This window comes from Bordetella genomosp. 12 (assembly GCF_002261355.1).
Lineage (GTDB): Bacteria > Pseudomonadota > Gammaproteobacteria > Burkholderiales > Burkholderiaceae_B > Bordetella.
Genome location: NZ_NEVU01000002.1, coordinates 443,713 through 468,078, shown reverse-complemented (window position 1 = coordinate 468,078; position 24,366 = coordinate 443,713). Strand labels below are relative to the sequence as shown.

General features: G+C 65.3%; 20 protein-coding genes. 7 read left to right on the top strand and 13 right to left on the bottom strand.

Annotated elements, in window-relative coordinates; all coding sequences use genetic code 11:
- The first annotated feature begins 51 nt into the window (after positions 1-51).
- Genes CAL22_RS07530 through CAL22_RS07520 form a run of 3 tightly spaced genes read left to right on the top strand, consistent with a single transcriptional unit; the run spans position 52 to position 2,053 of the window.
- On the top strand, positions 52-1,008 hold the full coding sequence (locus CAL22_RS07530) for a glycosyltransferase family 9 protein (protein WP_244193807.1): 957 nt from the start codon (positions 52-54) through the stop codon (positions 1,006-1,008).
- Positions 1,009-1,021: 13 nt separating this feature from the next.
- Positions 1,022-1,786, top strand: a complete 765-nt coding sequence (locus CAL22_RS07525; RefSeq protein WP_094811891.1) for a YdcF family protein — start codon at positions 1,022-1,024, stop codon at positions 1,784-1,786.
- A 9-nt stretch (positions 1,787-1,795) separates the two neighbouring features.
- Positions 1,796-2,053 (top strand): YkgJ family cysteine cluster protein, encoded by a 258-nt coding sequence (locus CAL22_RS07520; protein ID WP_094811890.1) that lies wholly within the window; start codon positions 1,796-1,798, stop codon positions 2,051-2,053.
- On the opposite strand, the gene CAL22_RS07515 is transcribed toward CAL22_RS07520, so the two are convergent.
- Genes CAL22_RS07515 through dnaE form a run of 7 tightly spaced genes read right to left on the bottom strand, consistent with a single transcriptional unit; the run spans position 2,050 to position 11,266 of the window.
- Positions 2,050-3,210 (bottom strand): glycosyltransferase family 4 protein, encoded by a 1,161-nt coding sequence (locus CAL22_RS07515; RefSeq protein WP_094811889.1) that lies wholly within the window; start codon positions 3,208-3,210, stop codon positions 2,050-2,052. The two genes, CAL22_RS07520 and CAL22_RS07515, sit on opposite strands and share 4 nt — an antisense overlap.
- Entirely contained in the window at positions 3,188-3,913 is a 726-nt protein-coding gene (locus CAL22_RS07510; protein WP_094811888.1) for a polysaccharide deacetylase family protein, read from the bottom strand. Before CAL22_RS07510 ends, CAL22_RS07515 begins: the two co-directional genes overlap by 23 nt.
- Before the next feature lie 46 nt (positions 3,914-3,959).
- Positions 3,960-5,075 carry a glycosyltransferase family 4 protein gene (locus CAL22_RS07505; protein WP_094811887.1) on the bottom strand — a complete coding sequence of 372 codons (1,116 nt, stop codon included), beginning with the start codon at positions 5,073-5,075 and terminating at the stop codon, positions 3,960-3,962.
- On the bottom strand, positions 5,072-5,830 hold the full coding sequence (locus tag CAL22_RS07500) for a glycosyltransferase family 2 protein (RefSeq protein WP_094811886.1): 759 nt from the start codon (positions 5,828-5,830) through the stop codon (positions 5,072-5,074). Before CAL22_RS07500 ends, CAL22_RS07505 begins: the two co-directional genes overlap by 4 nt.
- Entirely contained in the window at positions 5,827-6,678 is an 852-nt protein-coding gene (locus tag CAL22_RS07495; protein WP_094811885.1) for a polysaccharide deacetylase family protein, read from the bottom strand. Before CAL22_RS07495 ends, CAL22_RS07500 begins: the two co-directional genes overlap by 4 nt.
- The gene (locus CAL22_RS07490; protein ID WP_094811884.1) at positions 6,675-7,775 is read right to left on the bottom strand and encodes a glycosyltransferase family 4 protein; all 1,101 of its coding nucleotides are present in this window, start codon (positions 7,773-7,775) and stop codon (positions 6,675-6,677) included. Before CAL22_RS07490 ends, CAL22_RS07495 begins: the two co-directional genes overlap by 4 nt.
- Positions 7,775-11,266 carry a DNA polymerase III subunit alpha gene (gene dnaE / locus CAL22_RS07485; RefSeq protein ID WP_094811883.1) on the bottom strand — a complete coding sequence of 1,164 codons (3,492 nt, stop codon included), beginning with the start codon at positions 11,264-11,266 and terminating at the stop codon, positions 7,775-7,777. Before dnaE ends, CAL22_RS07490 begins: the two co-directional genes overlap by 1 nt.
- Before the next feature lie 139 nt (positions 11,267-11,405).
- Here dnaE and lpxO point away from each other — a divergent pair, with 139 nt between their 5' ends.
- Entirely contained in the window at positions 11,406-12,305 is a 900-nt protein-coding gene (lpxO, locus tag CAL22_RS07480) for a lipid A hydroxylase LpxO (protein ID WP_094811882.1), read from the top strand.
- Between the two features lie 45 nt (positions 12,306-12,350).
- Here lpxO and hrpA read toward each other — a convergent pair whose 3' ends face one another.
- Positions 12,351-16,211 carry an ATP-dependent RNA helicase HrpA gene (gene hrpA, locus CAL22_RS07475; RefSeq protein WP_094811881.1) on the bottom strand — a complete coding sequence of 1,287 codons (3,861 nt, stop codon included), beginning with the start codon at positions 16,209-16,211 and terminating at the stop codon, positions 12,351-12,353.
- 189 nt (positions 16,212-16,400) lie between these two features.
- Between hrpA and argA the strand changes: the two genes are divergently transcribed.
- Both argA and CAL22_RS07465 read left to right on the top strand, forming a co-directional pair.
- Positions 16,401-17,756 carry an amino-acid N-acetyltransferase gene (gene argA / locus CAL22_RS07470; protein WP_094811880.1) on the top strand — a complete coding sequence of 452 codons (1,356 nt, stop codon included), beginning with the start codon at positions 16,401-16,403 and terminating at the stop codon, positions 17,754-17,756.
- A 99-nt stretch (positions 17,757-17,855) separates the two neighbouring features.
- Complete coding sequence (locus CAL22_RS07465) at positions 17,856-18,128, top strand: oxidative damage protection protein (protein ID WP_005012563.1); 273 nt, start codon at positions 17,856-17,858, stop codon at positions 18,126-18,128.
- Positions 18,129-18,223: 95 nt separating this feature from the next.
- On the opposite strand, the gene phoU is transcribed toward CAL22_RS07465, so the two are convergent.
- The 4 genes from phoU to CAL22_RS07445 form a co-directional block, all read right to left on the bottom strand.
- Entirely contained in the window at positions 18,224-18,973 is a 750-nt protein-coding gene (gene phoU / locus CAL22_RS07460; RefSeq protein WP_094811879.1) for a phosphate signaling complex protein PhoU, read from the bottom strand.
- A 151-nt stretch (positions 18,974-19,124) separates the two neighbouring features.
- Complete coding sequence (gene rpiA / locus CAL22_RS07455) at positions 19,125-19,799, bottom strand: ribose-5-phosphate isomerase RpiA (RefSeq protein ID WP_094811878.1); 675 nt, start codon at positions 19,797-19,799, stop codon at positions 19,125-19,127.
- A 46-nt stretch (positions 19,800-19,845) separates the two neighbouring features.
- On the bottom strand, positions 19,846-21,474 hold the full coding sequence (locus CAL22_RS07450) for an isovaleryl-CoA dehydrogenase (RefSeq protein ID WP_094811877.1): 1,629 nt from the start codon (positions 21,472-21,474) through the stop codon (positions 19,846-19,848).
- 31 nt (positions 21,475-21,505) lie between these two features.
- A complete protein-coding gene (locus CAL22_RS07445; RefSeq protein ID WP_094811876.1) occupies positions 21,506-22,726 on the bottom strand; it encodes a DNA recombination protein RmuC in 1,221 nt (406 codons plus the stop codon).
- Between the two features lie 233 nt (positions 22,727-22,959).
- On the opposite strand from CAL22_RS07445, the gene CAL22_RS07440 reads away from it, so the two are divergent.
- Positions 22,960-23,658 carry a PhoP regulatory network YrbL family protein gene (locus CAL22_RS07440; protein ID WP_094811875.1) on the top strand — a complete coding sequence of 233 codons (699 nt, stop codon included), beginning with the start codon at positions 22,960-22,962 and terminating at the stop codon, positions 23,656-23,658.
- Here CAL22_RS07440 and CAL22_RS07435 read toward each other — a convergent pair whose 3' ends face one another.
- Positions 23,659-24,366, bottom strand: a complete 708-nt coding sequence (locus CAL22_RS07435; RefSeq protein WP_094811873.1) for a DNA-3-methyladenine glycosylase — start codon at positions 24,364-24,366, stop codon at positions 23,659-23,661.

The following is a 24,366-nucleotide window of genomic DNA, read 5'->3' as shown; positions in this document are numbered from 1 at the left end:
CGCCACCGGCTCTCTTGAATGATATCCACCCATTTGGGTGATCGGTTTTCCATGCCCGCACCCTCCACCCTCTATGTCCGCGTGCCCAACTGGGTCGGCGATGTCTGCATGAGCCTGCCCAGCCTGCGCTTGCTGCAGCAGAGCGGCCTGCCCCTGGTCATCTGCGCCCGACCCTGGGCGCGCGACCTGCTCGACGGGCTGCCCAAGGCGGATTTCCTGCCCATGACGGGCAAATGGCGCAAGGACCGCGCCACGGTGGCCCGCCACCGGCGCGACCCGGCAGCCGGCCTGCTGCTGCCCGACTCCCTGTCCAGCGCGGCCGTGTTCCGTCTGGCTGGGGTGCCCAGCGCCGGCTACCGCGATGACGGACGCAGTCTGTTACTCCGTTGGCCCGTGGACAAGCCCACCGAAGCCTTACATGCGGTTCAATCCTGGTATTACCTTACGCGGGCCGCGCTCAAGGCCTGGAACCTCCCCATGGGACCTGCGGAGCCCGGCCCGGCGCTGGACCTGCCGCTGACCGAGCGGCATCGCAATGAATGCGAGGCCGCGCTGGCCGACGCCGGCCTGAACCCGCGGCCTTTCGTGCTGATCGCCCCCACGGCCACGGGCCTGCACCGCGGCAAGGTCAAGGTCTGGCCGCACTTCGACGGTCTGACCCGCGCCTTGCAGGCCCAGGGGCATACCGTGGTAATGTGCCCACCTGCGTCGGAAGTCGAGGCGGCCCGGCGCAATGCGCCCACGGCAATGCTGTTGCCGCCGCTGGGGCTGGGCGCCTTTGCCTGCCTGACGACCCGCGCCCGCCTGGTGATATGCAATGATTCGGGCGTGTCGCACATCGCTGCGGCCGCCGGTGCCCGCGAGCTGGCCCTGTTTGGCGTTACCCGCCGCGAACGGACCGGCCCATGGTCGGCGCGCGCGGTCTGCCTGGGCGCCGAGGATGCCTGGCCCTCCCTGGCCGAAGTCGAGGCCGCCGCGCTGGATCTCTGGCACGGCCGTCTCGCGTAGCAAATGTTTGGATATGACGATCAATAGTTACCTGACCAATCTCATCATTCCGCTGAATCTCTGCCTCACCCTGGTGGTGCTGGGCCTGGTGCTCTGTCTGTTCCGCTGGCGCAAGACGGGCTCCACGCTGATCGCGGCCGGGCTGATCTGGGTATTTGCCTGGTCTTTGCCTGTCACCTCGCTCTGGCTGGGCGGTGCGCTGGAAACACGCTATCCCCATCTGGCGGCACAGACTGCCCCCACCGCCGACGCCATCGTCGTGCTGGGCGGCAACACCGCCAACGGCCGCGCGAATTGGTTTCTGCCCTACGAAAAAGAAACCGCGGTAGTGCGCGTGGACGTCGCGACCGATCTTTATCTGGCCGGCCGCGCGCCCAAGGTGGTGCTGTCCGGTGGCGCGCTCGAAGGCAGCGTGAGCGAGGCGCAAGGCATGGCCCATCGCATGCGCCAGCGCGGCGTTCCCGAATCGGCGCTGGTGCTGGAGAACGCCAGCCGCAATACCTACGAAAACGCCGCCCTCACCGAGGACACGCTGCGCGCCAACCACATCGACAAGGTCTTGCTGGTGACCTCGGCACTGCACATGCCCCGCGCCATGGCCGCCTTTTCCAAGCAAGGCGTCGAAGTCATCGCCGCCCCCGCGCCGCCGCAGATCGTGTTGCCCCCCGACAGCGGCATCACGCCCTGGATCCCGGATACGCGCGCGCTCGACGCCAGCCGCTCCATCATCAAGGAGTATGCGGGCCTGCTGGTGTATTGGCTGCGCGGCTGGGTCTAGGCTGCTGTTATGGAATGCCGTGCGGGCTGTGCCGCCTGTTGCATCGCGCCCTCGATCTCCAGCCCCATTCCGGGCATGCCCGACGGCAAGCCGGCAGGCGTGCCCTGTATTCAGCTCGATGAAGCCATGCGCTGCCGGATCTTCGGTCACCCCGAGCGTCCCCGGGTCTGCGGATCGTTGGCGCCTGCCCGCGACATGTGCGGCGACACGCGGCACGAGGCGCTGCACTGGCTGACCCAGGTTGAACGCCTGACCGCGCCGGGCTAGAGGCTGGTCTCGGCCGGCTGCCCGGCCAATATCCCGGCGTAGAGCGCTTCATAGCGCGCCGCCACGGCTTGCCAGCTCTGTTGCTGAGCAAGCGCCTGACCGCTGCGTACCAGACGCGCGCGCAGGGCCTCATCCTCACCCAGCCGCGCGATGGCGCGCGCCAGCCCGGGTCCATCATGCGGATCGTCCAGGATGAGCGCGTTCACGCCGTCTTCGAGGTAACGCGCAAAACCGCAATACGCCGGCGGGCTGATCACCACCGGCAGACCGTGCGCCATGGCCTCCAGCGGGGCCATGCCAAAACTGTCGTTCAGGGTGGGATGCACATAGATGTCGGCGGCCTCGTAATAGCGATTGACCTGCGGCGTGGGCGCCACCAGGCTCACCCGCGCGGCCAGGCCGCTGGCCTGAACGGCGCCCCAGGCAGCCTCGTCGGCGCCGACAACCAGCAGACGGTAATCCGGCGGCAATGCGGGCAAGGCTCGCAACAGGGCTGGCAGACCCTTGCGCATGGGGTTGCGCGCCACCAGCAGACAGACGGTGTGCTGCGGCGCCAGGCCCAGCGCCAGGCGGGTCGCCGCGCGCCGCGCCGCGTCGGCCGGTGCGGCCGCATGCACGCCGGGCATGATGGTGCAGACCGGCAAACGCGGCCCATAGGCCTCGTGCAGTTGATCGACGATGAGCTGCGAGACGGCCACCACGCGCCGGCCCGGGACCTGCGCCACACGGGCTCGCTCCAGCCAGAGATAGGCCGCCAGACGCGGACTGAACCAGGCAGCCAGGCGCCGCAGCCGCGGCACGCCATGCGTACGGTTGTAACGTACCGGTGTGACGTGCATGACCTGCACCTGACCGGCCCAGCCATTCATGTGGGAGTGAACGATGTCGAAACGGCCGCCGCGCGTCAGCCGCCAGGCACGCCAGGCGAAATACAGCACCCGCACCCAACTGGGCAGCCGCGGGCTGGCGCGCACCGGCAGATAAGCCAGTTGCAGGTCGCTGTCGTAATCGCGGGCCACCACGGTAACGTCATGACGCTCTGACAAGACGCGCATGAGTTCGACGCCATAGGCTTCGGCGCCGCCAAAGCCTTTGCCGAAGCGGTCCACCAGCAACGCGATGCGCAGGCGCCGCTCAGCGCCGGCGGCGGTCTTCATAAGGGGTCAGGGTTTTTTGCAGGAAACGCAGCAGGTGCGTCGAGCGCGAGACGGTCACGCGCGGCAGACCGAAGAGATCATCGGAACTACGGGCCAGACCTCGCACCGTCAGCGTGGCATTCTCATAGCCGGCCTCACGCGCCATGGCCATGTGCTCAGGGCCATGATCGCCATAGGGATAGCAAAAGGCAGTCACCGGCGCGCCCAGGATCTGCTCGAGCTCTTCCTTGGACTGGCGGATCTGGCGGCGCGCCTCCTCGGCGGGCAACTGCGGCAGATGCACGTGGTCCAGCGTGTGCGAACCTACCTCATTGCCCGCGGCATGCCATTGGCGCATCTCGTCGGCGCTCATCAGGCCCGAATACGGGATGCCCTTGGCCGCATCCCACACATTGCTGCCGTCGAGCTGATGCGCCACGAAATAGTTGGTGCCGGTGAAACCGAGCGCCTCGAGCACGGGCGCGGCGTTCTCCAGCACATTGCGATAGCCATCGTCGAAAGTCACCCCAAAGACCTTGCCGCTTGCCTGCCCGCGCAGATAGGGCATGAGATCACGCATGGACAGGCCACGGTAGCCCAAGCGGCTCATCCACGTCATCTGCCGCCGAAAGCTCGCCGGATGCACCGTCAGGCCGCGATACGGCGTGCCGCGAGGCGCGGGTATGCCGATCTGGTGGTACATGAGGATGGGTATGGGTTTCATGGCCGGAATTATAGGGCGGCTTGGGGGGTACCGAAGCGGAAAAACATCAACGCGCAGCCAGCGTCTGAATATAGACATCCAGAGTCGCGCGTGCGAAATCCTGCAAGTTGAACTCGCGGACCGCCTTTTCGCGCGCGGCCAGCCCCATGCGGCGCAGGGTTTCGGGATCGGCCAACATGCCGCGCAATGCCGCCGCGATGGCCGTGACGTCCCGGGCCGGCACGATCCAGCCATCCCGCCCCGGCGTGATGTTCTCGGGCAAACCGCCCGCGTCGCTGGCCAGCACGGGCCGGCCGATGGCCATCATTTCGCGGCAGGCAAAGGACAGCGCCTCACGGTAGGAGAGCACGAAGCCCACGTGGCAGGAAGCCAGTGCGGCCCGGACGTCGTCGAGCAAGCCCGGAAACACCATCTGGTCCTGCATGCCGGCCGCCCTGACCCGCGCCAGCTTGGCCTCATTGGGCGGATCACCCGCCACCAGAATGCGCACCCGCGCGCGTAGCTCCGGCGGCAGGCTGCCGGCCGCGTCAACCAGATCCAGCCAACCTTTGTCGAAGTCGGTGCCTCCGGCGCTGCCCAACAACAACTTGCCCTGCCAGTCGGCGCCAAAGAACAAGGCGCGCAGCTTATCCTGGCTGCCCGGCGCCGGCGGCGCGTAGAAATTCGTATCCACGCCGTGGCGAATGGTGCTGATGGGCAGGCGCCCATAGGGCGAGGCCTGCACCAGCGCGCGGACATAGTCGCTGACGGCGATCACATGGTCGGTGGCCCACCGCGCGCGCACGGCGTTGCCCATGCTGGACAGCGGATGGTCGTTGTGTTTGGTGAAAATGATGCGCGGCCGGCGGCGCATACCCAGGGTGGCCAGCATCACCAGCTTGTGGTCGGCACTGCCATTGCAATGAATGACGTCGAATTTTTCCTGGGCAATCAGGCGCTTGAGGCGGTGCCGGCCGGCGAACCACGAGGACAACCGGGTGGTGAAGTCCATGGGTGCCACGCGCACCCGCCCTATGCTCTGGGCATAGCGGTATAGCCGGCTGGTCGGCGGCGTCGCGACCACGATGTCGTGATCGGCGGCCAGCCCGCGCGCCAGATTGACGATATAGGTGACGTGTCCGCCGCCGTTGCGGGGATGGAAATTGGTGTAGAGGATCTTCACTTCGGCGGCTCGGGTTCTGACTTGAGCATCAGCTTGGCATAACGGAAAAAACTGCCTGCCGCCGCGCTCACCGCTAGCACCAGGCCATGGCGGCCGTCGAGAAACCCGCGCCGGATGAGATAAATGCGCACAAAGGTCCAGAAGCCGTGGCCCAGGGCGGTAAAGACATTGGCCCGGCGTCCCTTGGCGTGCATCATCGCGGCCGCGTCGGAGGAATAGCGATTGATCTTGGTGATCAGGGCATCGAAATCCGGGTACGGGTAATGCAGCAGATGCGGCCCCAGCCGCGCGCTGCGCCCGTCGCCGGGCACCACACGTTCGTGCACGGCCGCGTCGGTGAAGCGGGCCGTGCCGCGCTTCCAGAGCCGCAGCACGTAGTCGGGCCACCAGCCGCTATGGCGGATGAAGCGGCCGCAGAACCACGACAGCCGCGGCATCTCCCAGGCCTGCGAGTCCGCTTGTTGCATGGCGTCGAGAATGGCTTGCGCCAGTTCGGGCGTGACGCGCTCGTCGGCGTCGATGGACAACACCCAATCGCCGGTTGCCAGGTCCAGCGCGCGGTTTTTCTGCGGGCCGAAGCCCGGCCAATCCGGCGTGACTTCCACCCGCGCGCCAAAGTCGCGCGCCAAGGCCACGGTGTTGTCCGTGCTGCCCGAGTCCACGACAATGAACTCGTCCGCGAAAGCCACGGACTCCAGGCAGCCCAGGATATTGGCCGCTTCGTTCTTGGTGATGATGATGACAGACAGGGTCATGCCCGCCTCCTGAGGCGCTTCTTGAAGCCCTTCCAGGCATGATAGAGCGGACCGATCAACGGATCGCGCGACTGCCAGATCCGCCGCGTGAGCCAATTGCCGGCGCGGTTACGCACGGCGAATCGATAGATGTGAGCCGGATCCGTGCCCGGCCGGTTCTGGCCCAGCGGATCGGTGGTGTAGAGATGCCGGAAACCCGCGGCATGCGCGGCCTGCACATAATCGGCATCGAAATAACCCTGCGGCCAACACAGGTGGTCGCTCACGCCGCCCAGCCGCTCGATCAGCGTGGCGCGCGAATCGGCCAGCTCTTGCGCAATATGCTGCCGCTTGGCCTGGATGTCCGTGCCGCAGACCTTGTCCCAGCGCGTATGCGTGTGCGTGTGCGAGTGGAACTCGAACGTGCCGGCCTGCCGCATCGCATCGACCTCGCTCCAGCGCAGCATCACCGCGTCGGCCCGGCCCTCGGCAATCAGGCGCTTGGAGGCATCGTGATCCACATCGGCCGGCAGCGGCAAGCCCTGGCCGGCACAAGGCCGCGCCGGGCCGTCGCCGATCAGGCCGGTGATGAGAAAAATCACCGCACGCATCCCGTGCCGCGCGAGTATGGGGTGCGCATGCACCCAGTTGTTCAGGTAGCCGTCGTCGAAGGTGATCAGCACGGATTTTTCGGGCACCGGCGCGCCGGCCAGATAGGCGGCGAACTGATCGGCCGACAAGGACTGGTAGCCGGCGCGGGCCAGTGCCGCGATCTGCGCCTCGAACACCTGCGGCGTGGCAGCGATCATGCCACCGGCCGGCGTGATGTGGTGATACATCAGCACCGGGACATTGGGCGCGTTTTTCATTGTCTGCGTTCCGTCAGCCACTTGCGATAGACCGCCTCGGTATTGGCCGCCAGGCGCTCGGGCGAGAACACCCCCTCTTCGCGCACCATGCGCCACCCCGCCTGCCCCATGCGCTGGCGCAGGCCGGGATCATCGATCAGTTGGCGCAGGGCTTCGGTCAGGGCCGGCCCGTCCTTGGGCGGCACGAGAATGCCGGTCTGGCCGTCACGCATCATTTCGGACACGCCGCCCACGTTCGTGCCTACAACAGGCAGCCCGCTGGCCTCGGCTTCGACGTAGACCGTGCCCGAGGCCTCCTGCTGCGTGGCCAAGGCAAAGATGTCGCAGCCGGCCAGCAGATTCGGGACATCACGCCGCGTGCCCATCAGATGCACGCGCGATTGCAGCCCGAGTTCGGCGATATAGGCTTGCGTCTGCTCAAACACCGGCGAGCCCCCGCCGATGAAAACCAGATGCAGGCGCGGCCGGTCTGCCAGCAAGGGCACCATGGCATCGATCAGGTCTTTATGGCCTTTGCTGGCGCGCATCACCGCCACGCAGCCGACGACCACATCGTCTTGCGCCAGGCCCAGTTCGCCGCGCAGCGTCGAGTGCTCGACCGCAGGCGGCAGGACGATGGGCGAGTACAGGGTGGCGATGTGTTCGGCCGGAACGCCGCGCGCAATCAAGCCGTCGCGCACGTGGTCGCTGACGGTGGTGACGCGATGCGGCAGGCCGGTGTAGCTCCAGAGCGAGCCCACCTTATTGGACAAATGGCGGGTGCGCACGATGAGCGGCGTGCCCGCCAGGCGGGCGGCCGCCGCGGCGATCACGGTGTCGCGCCGGCTGTGGGTGTTGAGCACGTCATAACGCCCCCGCTTGAGCAAGGCGCGGATGGCCAGGACGCCTTTGACGTAATTCACCGGGCCGTCCATGTAGAGCGTATGCACGGTGAATCCCGCGTCGCGCAGCCGCTCGCCCAGTTGCGCATCCGGCTGAACGATGGCCTCCATCTGGTGGCCGCGGGCACGCATGGCCTGCATTTCCTTGAAGATCCGGCCTTCCTGGCCGCCGAAACTGGTCGCGGCCTCGGAATGAATGATACGCAGCGGCTGCATCAGTAACTGACCTCCACGCCTTCGGGCTTGGCCCACAGCGCGAGATTCTCCAGCAAGGTGTCGGCCATGCGAACGCGCCACTGCTCGCCCAGCCGCACGGTGCACAGGAAATTGTCTTTGCGGTAGATGACGTCGACAGGCACGCCCGGAATGCCATTTTCGGGCTCGGCCCGGAACGGGTTGAGCAATTGCCGCAAGCGGGCAGCGTCAGCCTGGCCGTTGAGGGTGATGCGCAAGGCGCGGGCGCGCGCTTCGCGGGCCAGTTGCAGATCGAACAGGTTCTCGGCCACGATGCGCATGCCGCCCGAATACTCGTCATTGCTGACCTTGCCCTGCACGATGAGCAGTTGGTCTTCCTTCAGACGGTTGCGATGCTTTTCGAACAGTTCGTTGAAGACCGAGATCTCGACCTGGGCGGTGCCGTCATCGAGCACGGCGAACACCATTTTGCCGCGCCGTGTCATCATGACGCGCACGCCGGCCAGCACGCCGCACATCCACTGCAGGTCACGCTGCGGCTCGATCCGCGCCAGCGGCATCGGCACGATACGGCGCACTTCGTCGCGCCAGGCGTCAAACAGATGGCCGCTGAAGTAGTAACCCAGCGCGGCTTTTTCCTCGGTCAGGCGCGTGTGCAGATTCCAGGCAGCGACCTTGGCCAATTCGCCCGCGACGACATCACCGCTGTCATCGCCGAACAGCGAGGCCTGATTGGCGCTGCGCGTGGCCTGTTCGGCAGCCTCCATCGCCGTGCCCACCGAGGCCAGCATGGCGGCACGGTTGGGCTCGATCGTGTCGAAGGCGCCCGCGCGGATCAGGGCTTCGATGGTGCGGCGATTGACGGCGTGCTTGCTGACCCGGCGGCAAAAATCGAACAGATTGGCAAACGGGCCGCCTTCCTGGCGGGCACGCAGGATCTCTTCGACCGCGCCCTGCCCCGTGCCCTTGACCGCCCCCAGGCCGTAGCGCATCGTGCGCGGCGGCTTGCCGTGAGCGGTGTGCTCGTCCTCGACGGGCGCGAAACGATAGCCGGAGGCGTTGACATCCGGAGGCAAGACCTCCACCCCGTTGTCCTGCGCATCGCGGCAGAAAATCTGCACCTTGTCGGTGTCATCCATATCGGAGGACAAGGTGGCGGCCAGAAACTCGGCGGGATGGTAGGCCTTGAGCCAGGCCGTCTGGTAGGCAATCAGGGCGTAAGCGGCCGAGTGCGACTTGTTAAAGCCGTAGCCGGCGAACTTCTCCATCAGGTCAAACAGCTTGACCGCCAGGTCCGGATCATGGCCTTTTTCTTGGGCGCCCTGCTGGAAAAGCTCGCGGTGCTTGGCCATTTCCTCGGGCTTTTTCTTGCCCATGGCACGGCGCAACAGATCGGCGCCGCCCAGCGAGTAGCCGCCGATGATCTGCGAAATCAGCATCACCTGTTCTTGGTAGACGATGACGCCGTAGGTGCTCTTGAGCGTGCCTTCCAGATCGGGGTGGAAATAATCCACCGCCGCGCGGCCGTGCTTGCGATTGACGAAGTCGTCCACCATGCCGGACTCGAGCGGGCCGGGCCGGTACAAGGCCAGCATGGCGATGATGTCTTCGAAGGTATTGGGCCGCAGCTTCTTGAGCAGCTCTTTCATGCCGCGCGATTCAAGCTGGAACACCGCGGTGGTGTTGGCGTCGCACAGCACTTTGTAGGCCGCCGGGTCATCCAGCGCCAGGGCCATGATGTCGAAATCGCGCTTCTCGGCGTTGAACTGACGCACATAGCGCACCGCCCAATCCAGGATGGTCAGGTTGCGCAGACCCAGAAAGTCGAATTTCACCAGGCCCGCGGCTTCGACGTCATCCTTGTCGAACTGCGACACCGCACTGTTTTCCTGGCCAGGCTGGCAATACAGCGGGCAGAAATCGGTGAGTTTGCCCGGGGCGATGAGCACACCGCCGGCGTGCATGCCGATATTGCGCGTCAGGCCTTCGAGCGGCCGTGCCAGATCCACCAGCGCGCGGACTTCCTCTTCCTGCTCATAGCGCTCTTTGAAAGCAGGCTCGTCCTTGAGCGTGCGGTCCAACGACCAGGGATCGGCGGGATTGAACGGGATGAGCTTGGACAGGCCATCGCAGAACATATAGGGCATGTCCAGCACCCGGCCGGCGTCGCGCACCACCGCCTTGGCGCCCAGCGTGCCGAAAGTGGCGATCTGGCTGACGGCGGCGCGGCCATACTTGGTCTTGACGTACTCGATGACGCGTTCGCGGTTGTCCTGGCAGAAGTCGATATCGAAGTCGGGCATGGATACCCGCTCCGGATTCAGGAAGCGCTCGAACAGCAAGTCATAGCGGATGGGATCCAGATCCGTGATCCCGAGCGCATAGGCCACCAGCGACCCGGCCCCCGAGCCCCGGCCCGGCCCGACCGGCACACCATTGTTTTTGCCCCAGTTGATGAAGTCCTGCACGATCAGGAAGTAACCGGGAAAGCCCATCTGAATGATGGTCTTGCATTCCCAGCGCAGCCGCTCGTAATAGGTGGCGCGCTGACGGTCGCGTTCGGCCTGCTCAGGAAACAGGAAGGTCAAGCGCTTTTCCAGCCCCTCTTCGGACAACTGCACCAGATAGTCGTCCAGCGTCACGCCTTCGGGCGTCGGGAAGATGGGCAGCCGCGGCTTGCCCAGCACCAGCGACAGATTGCAGCGCTTGGCGATCTCCACCGTGTTGGCCAGCGCCGAAGGCACATCGGCAAAACGCGCCTGCATCTCCTGCGAGCTTTGCAGGTATTGCTGGGGGGTGAAGCGCTTGACCCGGCGCGGATCGGCCAGGATTTCGCCCTGGGAGATACACACGCGCGCCTCATGGGCCTGGAACTCCTCACGATCCAGAAACTGCACCGGGTGCGTGGCCACTACCGGCAGGCCGGCCTCGGCGGCCAGCCGCATCGCGGCCTGGGTATAGGCTTCGTCGCCGTCCATCCCGGCGCGTTGCAGCTCGATATAGAAGGCGTCGGGAAACATCGCGGCCCACTGCCGCGCGAGGTTCAGGGCGCCAGCGGTGTTGCCCGCATCCAGCGCCTGGCCGATATCGCCGGCCCGGCCGCCCGACAGCACGATCAAGCCGTCCTGCCCCTGCAACCATTCACGCCGCAGCTCGGCCCGGCCTTTGTACTGATTCAGCAGAAACGACTGCGACAGCAGTTCGCACAGATTGAGGTAGCCCTGGTGATTCCGCACCAGCAACAGCGCGCGGAACGGCTTGTCACGATCCTCGTCGTTGCTCAGCCAGACGTCGCAACCGGCAATCGGTTTGATGCCGGCGCCACGGGCGCTTTTGTAGAACTTGATCAGGCCGAAAATGTTCGACAGATCGGTCAGGGCGACCGCGGGCTGGCCCATTTTGGCCACACGCTTGATCAGGTCGGAAATGCGCACGATCCCGTCCACGACCGAAAACTCGGAGTGAACGCGCAGATGTACAAAAGGGGGCGGGTTTATTGCGGCTTCGGACATGCCCGGATTGTACCCGGGCAGCCACGCGCGACACCCAAGCGGGCGAGCGCTTGCGCGGAATGGAGATTTGTCAAAACACCCGGCCGGCGGGATATGGGACAATCCCGTTCATCACTCCGCTAGGTTATCCGTCCCCAAAATGAAATGGCTGATCCCTGGCCTCTGGCTGGCCTCCATCCTCTTCGCACATTTCCGTGGGCGTGTGCGCCTGTCGCTGTCGCGCCAGTTTCTGGATCACTCCGTCATCCTGGCGCCGATCAACGCCTTCATGGTGCTGTGCTCGCGCGTGCCCACTACCCCCTATCTCACCAGCCGTGAGATTCCGGAACTGCGGGTCTTGGACGAAAACTGGCAGATCATCCGCGACGAAGCCCTCAAAATGGCCGAGCTGCGGCGCATCCGCGCCGCCGAGAACCATGACGACATCGGCTTTAACTCTTTCTTCAAGTACGGCTGGAAACGCTTCTACCTGAAATGGTATGACGCGCGTCACCCTTCGGCCGAAGAACTCTGCCCCAACACCGTGGCACTGCTCAAGACGCTGCCCAAGGTGAAGGCGGCCATGTTCGCCGAGCTGCCGCCCGGCGGCAAGCTCAACGCCCACCGCGATCCGTTCGCCGGCTCCTTGCGCTACCACCTCGGCCTGACCACGCCCAATGACGACCGCTGCTATATCGTGGTCGACGGCGACTCCTATAGTTGGCGTGATGGCGAAAGCGTGGTCTTCGACGAAACCTACGTCCACGAAGCGCACAACAAGAGCGAGACCAACCGCATCATTCTGTTCTGCGACGTCGAACGCCCGCTGAAATGGGGCTGGGCGGAAGCCTTCAACCGCTGGTTTGGCCGCAAGGTCATGTCGGCGGCCAGTTCACCCAATGATGCCGGCGACCAGACGGGCGCCATCAACAAGCTCACCCACGCGCACTGGAAACTCGACCAGAAGCGCAAGCAGTTCAAGGCCTGGAACAAAACCGTCTATAAGCTCACCAAGTGGGGCTTGATCGTTCTGGTCGTACTGGCCTTTCTGGCCTGGTAAACGCCGTGCCCCAAGCCTGCCTGCCAGGCTTGGGGCAGCGCGCCCTCAGCGCCGCAGGCTTTCCCAGGTTTTCATCAGCCGCTTGACCGACACCGGCATTGGCGTGCGCAGTTCCTGAGCGAACAGCGCCACCCGCAACTCCTCCAGCAACCATCGGAACTCGTCCAGCCTCGGGTCCGGCGCGCCCTTGAGCGCGGCGCGGGCGCGCTGGTATTGGGTCAGCAGCGGCGCCATCTCCGTGATCAGACGCGCGTCGCGGGCCGGATCGGCGCGCAGCTTATCGATCCGCGCGACAGCGGCTTTCAGATAGCGCGGATAGTGCGCCAGTTGGGCGTAAGGGATGTCGCGCACGAACCACTTGGGCATCAAGGCGCCGATCTGCTGCATCAGATCGGCGTAGGCGGCCGCATGCGGCTTGGCCTGCGCCAGCTTGCGCTGCACGGCGGCATACTCGGTGAGGATGGCCATCGCCAGCCGGGCGACCTCCTGGGCCAGCAGGCCCAGGCGTCCTTTGCCATCCTGCCGCCGCGCCTCGAACTGCTGCGCATCGACCGGCCAGGGCTCGCCCAGGCAGGCCTGCGCGAGCGCGCAATCGATGATCTGGTCGCGCAGCTCATCCTGCGTGCCCAGCGTCATGTAGAACATGCTCATCTTGGTGAGATCGGTCAGGTTCTTTTCCAGGAACTTGACCTGCTCACGCAGCCCGATGCGAAACAGCCGCAACAAACCGGCCCGGTGATGGCGGCGTGCCTCTTCGGGATCATCGAAGACATCGAGGTCACAATGCGCGCCGCGGTCCACCAGGGCCGGGTAGCCCACCACCGACTGACCCCCGCGGCGGATCTCCATGATCTCGGGCAAGGGCCCGAAGGTCCAACCGGTGAGGTTTTCATGGGCCAGCGCCTGGGCCACATCGCTGTCGCGCGCGGCCAGTTGCTGGAAGGTGGCCTGGGCCTGCTTGCCCAGTTCTGCCTTGAGCTGAGCCAGATTACGGCCGGCCGCCAGCATGCGGCCGTGCTCGTCGACCACTTTGAAATTCATGAAAAGGTGCGCCGGCAGCGTCTCGAGCTTGAAGTCGCTGGCCAGCGGACGCACCTGTACCTGTTTCCACATATCTTCGCTCACGGCCTCGACCAGCCCCATGCCGGGATCGGCCGCGCGCTCGAACCAGCGGTCATAAAAGCCGGCGGCGTAATCCGGCAGCGGCACGCAATGGCGGCGCTGCTTTTGCGGCAAGGACTTCAACAGCAGATGCACTTTTTCCTTGAGCATGCCAGGCACCAGCCACTCGCAGCGTTGCGCATCGATCTGGTTCAGGGCGAACAGCGGCACCGCAAGCGTGACGCCGTCGCGCGGCGAGCCCGGCTCGAAATGGTAGTCCAGGGGCATGCTCACCCCCTGCCACTCCACCTTCTTGGGGAAGACGTCGGTGGTCACGCCCGCGGCTTCGTGCCGCATCAACTCGTCGCGCGTGAGCAGCAGTTTGGCGGCGGCTTCCTTGTCCAGCCCCTGAACCCATTTCTCCAGCGTGGCGGTCTGCGACATGCCCGCCGGAATCTGCCGGTCATAGAAGGCGTAGATCAGCTCGTCGTCGACCAGAATGTCGGGGCGCCGGGATTGGTGCTCCAGCTTCTCGATGCCGGCGATGAGCTTGCGATTGTGGGCGACGAAGGCCAGCCGGGTATCGATATCGCCCGGCACCAGCGCCTGGCGGATAAAGAGCTCGCGCGCATGCCCGGGATTGATGCGGCCATACTGCACCCGGCGTCCGCTATAGATCGCCAGCCCATAGAGGGTGGCGCGCTCGTTGGCCACGACCTGCCCGGCTTTCTTCTCCCAGCGCGGGTCGGAAAAATTGCGCCGCAGTAAGTGCGCGGCCACCCGCTCGATCCAGACCGGCTCGATGCGGGCCACGCAGCGCGCATAGAGTCGGGTCGTTTCGACCAGCTCGGCGGCCACGATCCAGCGCCCGGCCTTCTTGGCCAGTTTTGAGCCGGGGTGAATATGAAAGCGGATATCGCGTGCTCCCAGATAGCTGCCGCCCTCTTCGCTCTTAAAGCCGATATTGCCCAGCAGGCCGGTCAACAGCGCCAGATGCAATTGCTCATAGGTGGCGTCGGTCTGGTTCAGGCGCCAGCCCTGCTCACCCACCAGCGAGGCCAATTGGCTATGCACATCGTGCCATTCGCGCAGGCGGATGGGCGAGAGGAAGTTCTGGCGCAGCAGCGCCACCAGCTTGCGTTGCGACGCCTTGTGCTGCACCTGCTCGCCATACCAGCGCCACAGTTTGAGGAAGGAGAGAAACTCGGATTTCTCATCGGCGAACTTGGCGTGCGCGGCCTCGGAAGCTTCGCGCTCCTGCATGGGGCGGTCGCGCGGATCCTGCACCGACAGCGCGGCGGCGATGATCAGCATCTCGCTCAGGCACTGCTGCTCGCGGGCGGCCAGGATCATGCGACCGATACGGGGGTCGACCGGCAGGCGCGCCAGATCCTGCCCGGTGCGGGTGAGCGTGAACAGGCGCTTGCCCTGTTCGTCCTGCTCTTCGGACATCTCGATGGCACCGAGCTCTTGCAGCAGGTGGTAGCCATCGGCCACGGCGCGGCCGGGAGGTGCCTCGACAAAGGGAAACTGCTCGATATCATCGAGCTTGAGCGCCTTCATGCGCAAGATGACGGACGCCAGCGACGAGCGCAGTACCTCCGGATCGGTAAACGCGGCCCGGGCGTTGAAGTCCGTCTCGTCGTAGAGCCGCAGGCACACCCCCGGGCCGATCCGGCCGCAGCGTCCGGCGCGCTGGTTGGCCGACGCCCGGCTGATGGGCTCGATGCGCAATTGCTCGACCTTGTTGCGCCAGGAATACCGCTTGATGCGCGCCAGCCCGCTGTCGACCACGAAGCGGATGCCCGGCACGGTCAGCGACGTTTCGGCCACATTGGTGGCCAGCACGACGCGGCGGCTATTGCCGCGCGGATGAAAGATCTGCTCCTGTTCGGCCTGCGAAAGACGGGCGTAGAGCGGCAGGATTTCGGTGCCGACCGGATGGCGCTTGCGCAAGGCCTCGGCCGACTCGCGAATCTCGCGCTCGCCGGGCAGAAACACCAGCACGTCGCCCGGACCGTGGCGCGCGCATTCGTCCACGGCATCGACGATGGCGTCGATGAGGTCGCGCTCCTCGTCGCCGGCCAGACGCTCGCGCCCGCCCTTGGCCGCAGCGCTGGCCTGTTCATCGCTTTGCGGCGGCTGAACGGGCCGGTAGCGCACTTCCACCGGGTAGAGCCGGCCGGAGACCTCGATCACCGGCGCCGCCTTGCCGTGGGGATCGGCGAAATGCTGGGCAAACCGCTCGGCGTCGATGGTGGCCGAGGTAATGATGACTTTCAGGTCAGGGCGGCGCGGCAGCAATTGCCGCAGATAGCCCAGCAGGAAATCGATATTCAGGCTGCGCTCGTGCGCCTCGTCGATGATGATGGTGTCGTAGCGCTTGAGCAGCGGATCACGCTGCGACTCGGCCAGCAGGATGCCATCGGTCATCAGCTTGATGGCTGCGTTCGGGCCGGTGCGGTCGTTAAAGCGCACCTGATAGCCCACCACCTCGCCCATCGGCGTATTCAGCTCTTCGGCGATCCGCTTGGCCACGGAGGTCGCCGCCAGCCGCCGGGGCTGGGTGTGGCCGATCATGGCGCGGCGCCCGCGCCCCAGTTCCAGGCAGATCTTGGGCAACTGCGTGGTCTTGCCCGAGCCGGTCTCGCCGCTGACGATGACCACCTGGTGCGCGGCGATCGCGCGCGCGATCTCCTGACGCCGCGCGCTGACGGGCAGGTCCTCGGGATAAGTGATGACGGGGATGGGGCGTTCCGGGCGCGCGGGCCTGTGCGCGGCGGCCGGACGGGGCGTTTCTGACATGTATCGGGATCCTTTGTGCCGGCATTATAAATTTGCCGCGCCCATCGTCGTGCGGCGGCTGTTTTTCGCCGGCGGCCTGCCAGGCAGCGGCGGCCGGGCCGCGGCCCTATAATTTCGACAACCGCCCCGCGCGGCCTGCCACACCGCCTCGCGGTGCGCCGATATTTTCCTTTGATTGAATACCCCATCATGCCCGACCTGGAAGCCGACACCGTCTCAGCCCTCGAAGCGCCCGAATTCGCCCCCGCGCAGTTCGTGCGATGGTTCCGAGAGGTGGCGCCCTATGTGCACGCCTTCCGAGGCAAGACGTTCGTCGTGGCTTTCGGCGGCGAACTGGTCCAGGCCGGCGCGCTGAACACACTGGTGCAGGATCTCTCGCTGCTGTCGGCGCTGGGCATCCGCCTGGTCCTGGTGCACGGCTCGCGTCCGCAGGTCAACGAGCAACTGCGGCTCAAGGGCTACAGCCAGCAGTTCAGCCGCGGCATGGAGCCCACCGATGCCGCCGCGCTGGAATGCGCCAAGGAGGCCGCCGGCGAAATTCGCCTGGATATCGAGGCGGCGTTCAGCCAGGGTCTGCCCAACACGCCCATGTCCAATTCGCATGTGCGCGTGATCTCGGGCAATTTCGTCACCGCGCGGCCGGCCGGCGTGCTCGACGGCGTGGATTACAAACATACGGGCCACGTGCGCAAGATCGATGTCGATGCCTTGAAGTTCGCCATCGAACGCGGCTCCATGGTGTTGCTCTCACCCTTGGGTTTTTCGCCCACGGGAGAGGCCTTCAATCTGGCCATGGAAGACCTGGCCACCAGCGTGGCTGTCGCGCTGCGCGCCGAGAAACTCATCTTTCTGTCCAGCTCGCCCGGTGTGCTCAACGAGGATGGAACGGTCGACACCGAACTGGCGCGCGCCGACGCTGATGCCCTGTTAGCCGGCGGCCAACTGGATGAAGACACGGCATTTTTCCTGCGCCCGGCCTCCTTGGCGGTCAAGCGCGGCGTGGCGCGCGCCCACGTGGTGCCTTACAGCCTGGACGGCAGCGTGCTGCTGGAGATCTTTACCCACGATGGCGTGGGCACGATGGTGGTGGAAGATACGCTGGATGATCTGCGCCCGGCCACCCTCGATGACGTCGGCGCCATCCTCAGCCTGATCGAACCGCTGGAGGCCGATGGCACCCTGGTGCCGCGTCCGCGCGGCGTGATCGAGCGCGACGTCGAGCATTTCACTGTGCTGGAGCACGACGGCGTCATTTACGGTTGCGCCGCGATGTATCCCTATCCCAAAGACCATATGGCCGAGATGGCCTGCCTGATCGTCCACCCCGAGTGGCAAAGTTCCGGCGAAGGCGAGATTCTGCTGCGCCATATGGAGTCGCGCGCCCGCAGCCTGGGCATGAAGCGGCTGTTCGTCCTGACCACCCGGACCTCGCACTGGTTCATCAAACGCGGTTTTGTGCAGGGCGGCATCGCCGATCTGCCCCTGGACAAGCAACAGCATTACAACCGCTCGCGCAACAGCCTCATCTTCATCAAGAAGCTCTGACCGTGGCAATAGACCCTGTATGCAGCAGGGTCTATTGCTGCCGTATCGGGCGCCAAGCCCGTTAAAATGGGCCATTCGAAACTCACCGGCAGCAGACAAATGGCCCGTACCATCCACTGTGTAAAACTCAAGCGCGACACCGAAGGCCTGGATTTTCCGCCCTATCCGGGCGAGCTGGGTGCACGCATCTGGCGCGAAATTTCCAAGGAAGCCTGGGAAGAGTGGAAGCAGGTCCAAACCCGCCTGGTCAACGAAAACCGCCTGAACCTGGCTGACGCGCGGGCGCGCAAGTATCTGCAGCAGCAGATGGAGCGCTTCCTGTTCGAAGACGGCACCGTCGAAGCCCAGGGCTACGTGCCGCCCTCGGCGTAAAGCCCCGCCTGAAGGACCTCGGCCCAAGCGGCCCAGGAAAAAGCCCGGCCTTGAGCCGGGCTTTGGCTATGCAGACGGCAAGACTTGCTTAGCCCTTAGCCGGCCTGGTGCTCGTCGGTCGACTCGGCGGACTTGGGTTCCGCCTCTTCGCCCCGCGCCAGCCGCTCGGTATTCTTGACACCGGTGTGGCGGACATCAGCGCCCTTGACCATGTAAATGACGCGTTCGGCCATGTTTTTGGCATGGTCGCCGATGCGCTCGAGCGCGCGCGCAATGAACACCATGTCGATCGCGCGCGAAATGGTGCGCGGATCTTCCATCATGTAAGTGATGAGATTGCGCAGCGCGGCCTTCCATTCCTTGTCGACTTCCTTGTCGTTGCGCACGACCTGCGCGGCCAGAATGGGATCGAGCCGCGCGAACGCGTCCAGCGACTGACGCAGCATATTGCCGACATTGACGGACATGTGGCGCAGTTCGATCAGCGGGATCTGTTGCTGCGAGGCGTCATACATGCGCCGCACCGCGGTGGCGATCTTTTCGGCCTCGTCGCCAGAACGCTCCATGTCGGTGAGCATCTTGGATACCGCCAGCAACGTGCGCAGATCGATAGCCGTCGGCTGATGCCGGGCCAGGATCAGGCTGATGCGCTCGTCGATGTCCACTTCGTGGCGATTGACTTCTTTTTCGCGCTCGCGGACTTTCTCGACCAGGCCCATATCCCCGGTCGCCAAGGCTTCGATCGCCTCGTGGATCATGGCCTCGACCACTCCGCCCATTTGCAGAAACTGCGAACGGACGGCGCCCAGGTCGGCGTCGAACTGTTTGTTGGTGTGCTCCGTCATCCGGACTCCCTGCGATTGTGGTCTCATGGCTACGCCCCCCTTTGAGCGATCGAATGACGCGGGGGACCTGCCGACCCGCAAGGTTATGACCCGAGTGTGACAGGATTATGAATGCCGCCGCCCCACCAGGGCAAGACGGCGGCATCCGCGATCAGCGTGTCAGGCGACGGATACCGTTCTGCGTGGCCAGCAGCGCCACGTCGGCGCCCGGCAAGGCGAACAAGCCGCAGGTGACCACGCCCGGCATATTGTTGACGCGGGCTTCCAGCCCAGCGGCATCGGTGATGCTCAAGCCGGCGATATCCAGAATGATGTTGCCGTTGTCCGTGATGAAGCCCTCGCGCAGGCGGGGCTGGCCGCCCAATGCGGCCAAACGGCGGGCCACGGCTTCGCGCGCCATGGGAATGACTTCGATGGGCAGCGCGAAAGCGCCCATGCGCTCGACCAGTTTTGACTCGTCGGCAATGCAGATGAACCGCTCGGCCACCGAGGCGACGATCTTCTCGCGGGTCAGCGCGCCGCCGCCGCCTTTGATCATGTGCAGATTGGCGTCGATTTCGTCAGCGCCGTCGATGTACAGCGGCATGGATTCGACGTCGTTCAGATCCAGCACCGTCAAGCCGTGGCTGGCCAGACGTTGCGCGCTGCGTTCGGAACTGGCGACCGTGCCGCGGATACGCCCGGCAAAGCGCGCCAGGCCATCGATGAAGAGATCGGCGGTCGAGCCGGTGCCCACGCCGATCACGACATCGGGTGCGGCGACTTGTTCGACGAATTCGAGTGCCGCGTCGGCGGCTTGTTGCTTGAGTTGTTGCTGAGTAAGCATGATGAGGCGGGCGCGCAGCGCCAGGATGGAAGATGCAGACGGAAATTTAGCAGATACCCGGCCAGGCCCGCGCGAGAATGGCGGCAATGGCGGGCTCGGCCAGCCCTTCGCCATACAAGCCGGCGTCAAAACGCGTGGCCACGAAGGCCCGTCCCACCAGCGGCGGCGCGTGGCGCAGCATCAGCGCGGCCTGCACGAGGCGCGCCAGGCCGGCCGCGAGCGCCCGCGCCTGCGCCGCTGCGGGCTCAACGGCCTGCGCCAGCCAGGCGTCGAGCGCCTGATCGTAGCGGCCGTCCAGGCCACGCGCCAGCGACAGATCCGCACGCAGCACGTCCAGCGCGCCGGATTCGCGGCTCAGCGCGCGCAGCACATCCAGGGCCATGACATTGCCCGATCCCTCCCAAATCGAGTTCACCGGGGCTTCGCGGTAGAGCCGGGCCAGCGGCCCCTCCTCCACATAACCGTTGCCGCCCAGCACTTCCATGGCTTCGCCCACCGCCGTGATGGCCCGTTTGCAGACCCATAATTTGGCCGCGGGCGTGACCACCCGCAGCCAGAGCCTCTCGTCGGCGTCCATGGCCTCGGCCAGACGCATTCCCAGCAGCAAGGCTGCCTCGCTTTCCAGCGCGAGATCGGCCAGCACGGCACGCATGACCGCTTGCTCCAGCAGCCGCTGACCGAAAGCCTGGCGGTGCCGGGCATGGTGCAATGCCTGGGCCAAAGCCTGCCGCAACAGCGCCGCGCTGCCCAGCACGCAGTCCAAGCGCGTGGTGGCCGCCATCTCGAGCAATACCGCCAAACCTTTGCCTGGCTCGCCCAGCATCACGGCCCACGCCTGCTCGAACTCGACTTCCGCACTGGCGTTGCTGCGATTGCCCAGCTTGTCTTTGAGGCGGCGCAAGCGAATCGCGTTGCGCGGACCCTCCGGAATCCAGCGCGGCGTGAAAAAGCAACTGATACCTTCATCCGAACGGGCCAGGACCAGATGCGCATCGGCCTGGGGCACAGAGAAAAACCACTTATGGCCCACCAGGGTGTAAGGCTGCCCGCGCCCCGGCCGCCCGACGGGCCGCGCCTGTGTGGTGATGGCCCGCAGATCGGAGCCACCCTGCTTTTCCGTCAGGCCCATGCCCAACATGGCACCGCGCTTGGCCGGCAAGGGGGCATCGGCACCATCGTATTCACGGCCCAACAAACGCGGCAGCCAATCGCGGGAGTAATCGACCGCCCCGGGCGGCTCGCGCATCAGCAGGGGAATGGCGGCGTGCGTCATGGTGATGGGGCAAAGCGTGCCCGACTCGACCTGACCATGGAGATAAAAACCCGCGGCGCGGCCCTGGTGCGCGCCAGGGCCCGGCTGAGCCCAGGGCCGGCAGTGCAGCCCGCGCACCCAGGCGCCGCGCATGAGGGCATCCCAGGCGGGATGGAACACCACGTGGTCGATGCGGTGCCCGGCCGGGTCGTAGGCCTGCAGCACCGGCTCATGGCGATTGGCCTGCACGGCGGCCATCCCCGTCTGGGCGCGCCCCAGCCAGGCGCCCTGCTCGGCCAGATCGGCCGCCGGCACGGCGCCGCGCAGCAAGGCCTGCTGGAGCACCGGATCGGTATCGTACAAAGAATAGTCTTCGAGCGGGCCGACCTGATTCGTGACTTGATGCGTGGCGAAGGGTTGCATGCTGTCTCCCGTGACCGCCACGAACGCGGCGCTAGCGGTCCGGGGCAGCGTCCAGTGTATCGGGTTCGCCGCCCAGCAGGCGATCGGCCTGCTCGCCCGGCAGCGCCTCGACCGCGCTCAGGTTACGCAGCATCACGCGGGTGCGCGTCTCGGTCTGCCCGATCTTGTTGCTCGCCGTATCCAGGGATTTTTTGACACTGGCCAGCGACTCGCCAAACTTACCGAACTCGGTTTTCACTGCCCGCAACACCTGCCAGACCTCCGAAGAACGGCGCTCGATGGCCAGGGTGCGAAAACCCATTTGCAGGCTGTTGAGCAAAGCGGCCAGGTTGGTGGGGCCGGCGATATTCACGCGTAGTGCCTGCAGCTTGTCCACCAGGCCCGGCTGGCGCAGCACCTCGGCATACAGGCCCTCGGTGGGCAGAAACATGATGGCGAAGTCGGTGGTATGCGGCGGGGCGACATACTTGCCGGCGATCAGGCGCGCCTGTGCCTCCACGGCACGCGCCAAGGCCGCGCCGGCCAGACGCGCGGCCTCGTGGTCGGCCGCGTCCTGCGCCAGTTGCAGACGCTCGTACTCTTCCTTGGGAAACTTGGCGTCGATGGGCAGCCAGACCGGGCCCGTCTCGCCCCCCGGCAGCCGGATGGCGAACTCGACGATGGCCTCGCTGCCCGGCACCGGTTTGATATTGCGCGCGTATTGTTCCGCCGTCATGCTGTCTTCGATGAGGCGGGCCAATTGCACCTCGCCCCACGTGCCGCGCGACTTGACGTTGGTGAGCACGCGTTTGAGGTCGCCCACGCCGGCGGCCAGCGTCTGCATTTCACCCAGCCCCTTGTGAACGGCTTCGAGGCGCTCGGAGACCAGCCGGAAGGACTCGCCCAGACGTTGTTCGAGGGTGGCGTGCAGTTTTTCATCCACGGTGCGGCGCATCTCTTCCAGGCGCGCCCCGTTGTCGGCCTGCAAGGTTTGCAGGCGCTGATCGACCGTATTGCGGATCTCCAGCATCCGCCTGTCATTGATTTCCACCAGGCCCTGCAGGCGCTCGCCGAACTGGCTGCCAAAACGGGCCAGCGACTCGGCCGATTCGCGGCGGCTCTCGCGCTGCGTGTCGGCCAGGTCGGCGCGCAAACCGCGTTCGAGGCGCTCGACGGCTTCGTGCAAGCCGTCGATCTGCGCGCGGCTGGCCGACGGCCGCAAACAGAGCCAAAGCGCCAGCAGCGCAGCCAGCGCGGCAGCGCCTGCCGCCATCCACAACAGTATTTCCGTCAACGGCACGAGTTTTCTCTCAGGAAAAATGCATTATAAAAACAGGGTCGCAATATAAGCGGTAAAGCGGCGGAATAAATACGATATAAATTCTTATTTACCTATTTTTGAAACACACAGAAACTCATTAAGTAAATTGTCAACTTTCCTTAAGCTGCATAGGGCTAAGATCAGACAAAGATACTAGATGGGCACGCCTCCCAGTGCCTCGCTGCATGCTGCTCATACCGCAAAATCTCTCTGTGCCGCGGGCCGCGGACACCCATTTTCAAGATATTTTCGGCCCCATCGATCTGAGCCACGCCACATTACTGGCCCAGGGTGGCGATCGCTACGTCTTCGAACATCCGCACGATACCTGTCTGCTGATCAAGGTCATGGACATGCAGGCGCGCGGGGTTTATCTGGCCAAGCGGCCATTCAAGCGCTGGTATAAGCAATTTCAGCGTGAAAGCGCCTACCGCGTCTATCTCAACGAATTCAGCGAGTACGTCACCAGCACCACCCTGCCGTCTGGCGTGTGGCGCCTGCCGCTGGCGCGCGTGCTGGGCGTTGCGCAGACCAACCTCGGCCTGGGCTTGCTGGTCGAGAAAATACGCGACGCGCAAGGCAATATGGCGCCCACGCTGCGTGATCTGGTCAACCAGGGCCGATACACCCGGCACCTGGCCCGCCAGCTGGATGAGATGATCGAGAATCTGGCCGACGCCCATGTCGTCCTGCACGACCTGTCGGCGGCCAATGTCGCCGTGGGTTACAACGCCGAGGGCCGGCAAGGCCTGTATCTCGTCGACGGATTCGGCGTGATGCCGCTCATCCCCGTGCAGGCCTGGAGCCGGCGCCTGAACCGCCGCCGCATCATGAAGAAGTATGCCAAGATGCGGGCCAAACTGCCGACACCGCTGGATGACTGATCACGCCGGGGGCAGCACGCGGCCCCGCGCATCGATCCAGTCATAATCCCGGCCGGCCTGTTGCCCGCGCCGCAATGGGTTACGCGTGCAGCAGGCGGCGTACGCCGGATCGACAAAACGATAGGGCAAGTGCTCGTCACGCCCGGCCGGGATGCCCAGACGGGTCGTGCGCAGCATCGTGGGCACGGCCAGACCGGCATCGTGCACGAAGAGTTCGGCGGGATCGAACCGCCGGGCATCCCATTGCGGCACTTTCAGGCTCAGCGAACGGCACAGCAAGGTCTGGCCGGCGCACAAACGCTCCCGCACGCGCGGCTGGCCCCGGGCATCGGGATTGAGCGCCTGCATGGCATGCAGCGAGGCCTCGCCGGAGACCGCGTCCAGCCACGGATAGCCCGACTTGATGAGGACGGCGTTGCCCGGCCCCCGGGCACTGAAATTCAGCGAATCGCCGCCACGGGCGTAATACATGTAGAGGGTGCCGCCGTCCATGAACAACGCCCGCCGCTTGTGCGTATAGCCCAGGGACGCATGGCTGCCCTTGTCGGCCAGGTAATAGGCCTCGGTTTCTATGATGCGCACTGACAGCCATAAGGATCCCCAGCGCCGCCGGATGATCTTGCCCAGCAAACCGCGCGCCAGGGCCGACGCGTCACGATCAAAGAAGCCATCGGGCAAGGGCGCCAGGCCGGCGCCCATCCCGGTCAT

What these genes read in the sequence shown, in the direction of transcription:
- CAL22_RS07530 (WP_244193807.1), top strand. Translation starts at nt 52, where the DNA reads ATGCCCGCACCCTCCACCCTCTATGTCCGCGTGCCCAACTGGGTCGGC.
- CAL22_RS07525 (WP_094811891.1), top strand. Translation starts at nt 1,022, where the DNA reads ATGACGATCAATAGTTACCTGACCAATCTCATCATTCCGCTGAATCTC.
- CAL22_RS07520 (WP_094811890.1), top strand. Translation starts at nt 1,796, where the DNA reads ATGGAATGCCGTGCGGGCTGTGCCGCCTGTTGCATCGCGCCCTCGATC.
- CAL22_RS07515 (WP_094811889.1), bottom strand. Translation starts at nt 3,210, where the DNA reads ATGAAGACCGCCGCCGGCGCTGAGCGGCGCCTGCGCATCGCGTTGCTG.
- CAL22_RS07510 (WP_094811888.1), bottom strand. Translation starts at nt 3,913, where the DNA reads ATGAAACCCATACCCATCCTCATGTACCACCAGATCGGCATACCCGCG.
- CAL22_RS07500 (WP_094811886.1), bottom strand. Translation starts at nt 5,830, where the DNA reads ATGACCCTGTCTGTCATCATCATCACCAAGAACGAAGCGGCCAATATC.
- CAL22_RS07495 (WP_094811885.1), bottom strand. Translation starts at nt 6,678, where the DNA reads ATGAAAAACGCGCCCAATGTCCCGGTGCTGATGTATCACCACATCACG.
- CAL22_RS07490 (WP_094811884.1), bottom strand. Translation starts at nt 7,775, where the DNA reads ATGCAGCCGCTGCGTATCATTCATTCCGAGGCCGCGACCAGTTTCGGC.
- dnaE (WP_094811883.1), bottom strand. Translation starts at nt 11,266, where the DNA reads ATGTCCGAAGCCGCAATAAACCCGCCCCCTTTTGTACATCTGCGCGTT.
- lpxO (WP_094811882.1), top strand. Translation starts at nt 11,406, where the DNA reads ATGAAATGGCTGATCCCTGGCCTCTGGCTGGCCTCCATCCTCTTCGCA.
- hrpA (WP_094811881.1), bottom strand. Translation starts at nt 16,211, where the DNA reads ATGTCAGAAACGCCCCGTCCGGCCGCCGCGCACAGGCCCGCGCGCCCG.
- argA (WP_094811880.1), top strand. Translation starts at nt 16,401, where the DNA reads ATGCCCGACCTGGAAGCCGACACCGTCTCAGCCCTCGAAGCGCCCGAA.
- CAL22_RS07465 (WP_005012563.1), top strand. Translation starts at nt 17,856, where the DNA reads ATGGCCCGTACCATCCACTGTGTAAAACTCAAGCGCGACACCGAAGGC.
- phoU (WP_094811879.1), bottom strand. Translation starts at nt 18,973, where the DNA reads ATGACGGAGCACACCAACAAACAGTTCGACGCCGACCTGGGCGCCGTC.
- rpiA (WP_094811878.1), bottom strand. Translation starts at nt 19,799, where the DNA reads ATGCTTACTCAGCAACAACTCAAGCAACAAGCCGCCGACGCGGCACTC.
- CAL22_RS07450 (WP_094811877.1), bottom strand. Translation starts at nt 21,474, where the DNA reads ATGCAACCCTTCGCCACGCATCAAGTCACGAATCAGGTCGGCCCGCTC.
- CAL22_RS07445 (WP_094811876.1), bottom strand. Translation starts at nt 22,726, where the DNA reads ATGGCGGCAGGCGCTGCCGCGCTGGCTGCGCTGCTGGCGCTTTGGCTC.
- CAL22_RS07440 (WP_094811875.1), top strand. Translation starts at nt 22,960, where the DNA reads ATGCTGCTCATACCGCAAAATCTCTCTGTGCCGCGGGCCGCGGACACC.
- CAL22_RS07435 (WP_094811873.1), bottom strand. Translation starts at nt 24,366, where the DNA reads ATGACCGGGATGGGCGCCGGCCTGGCGCCCTTGCCCGATGGCTTCTTT.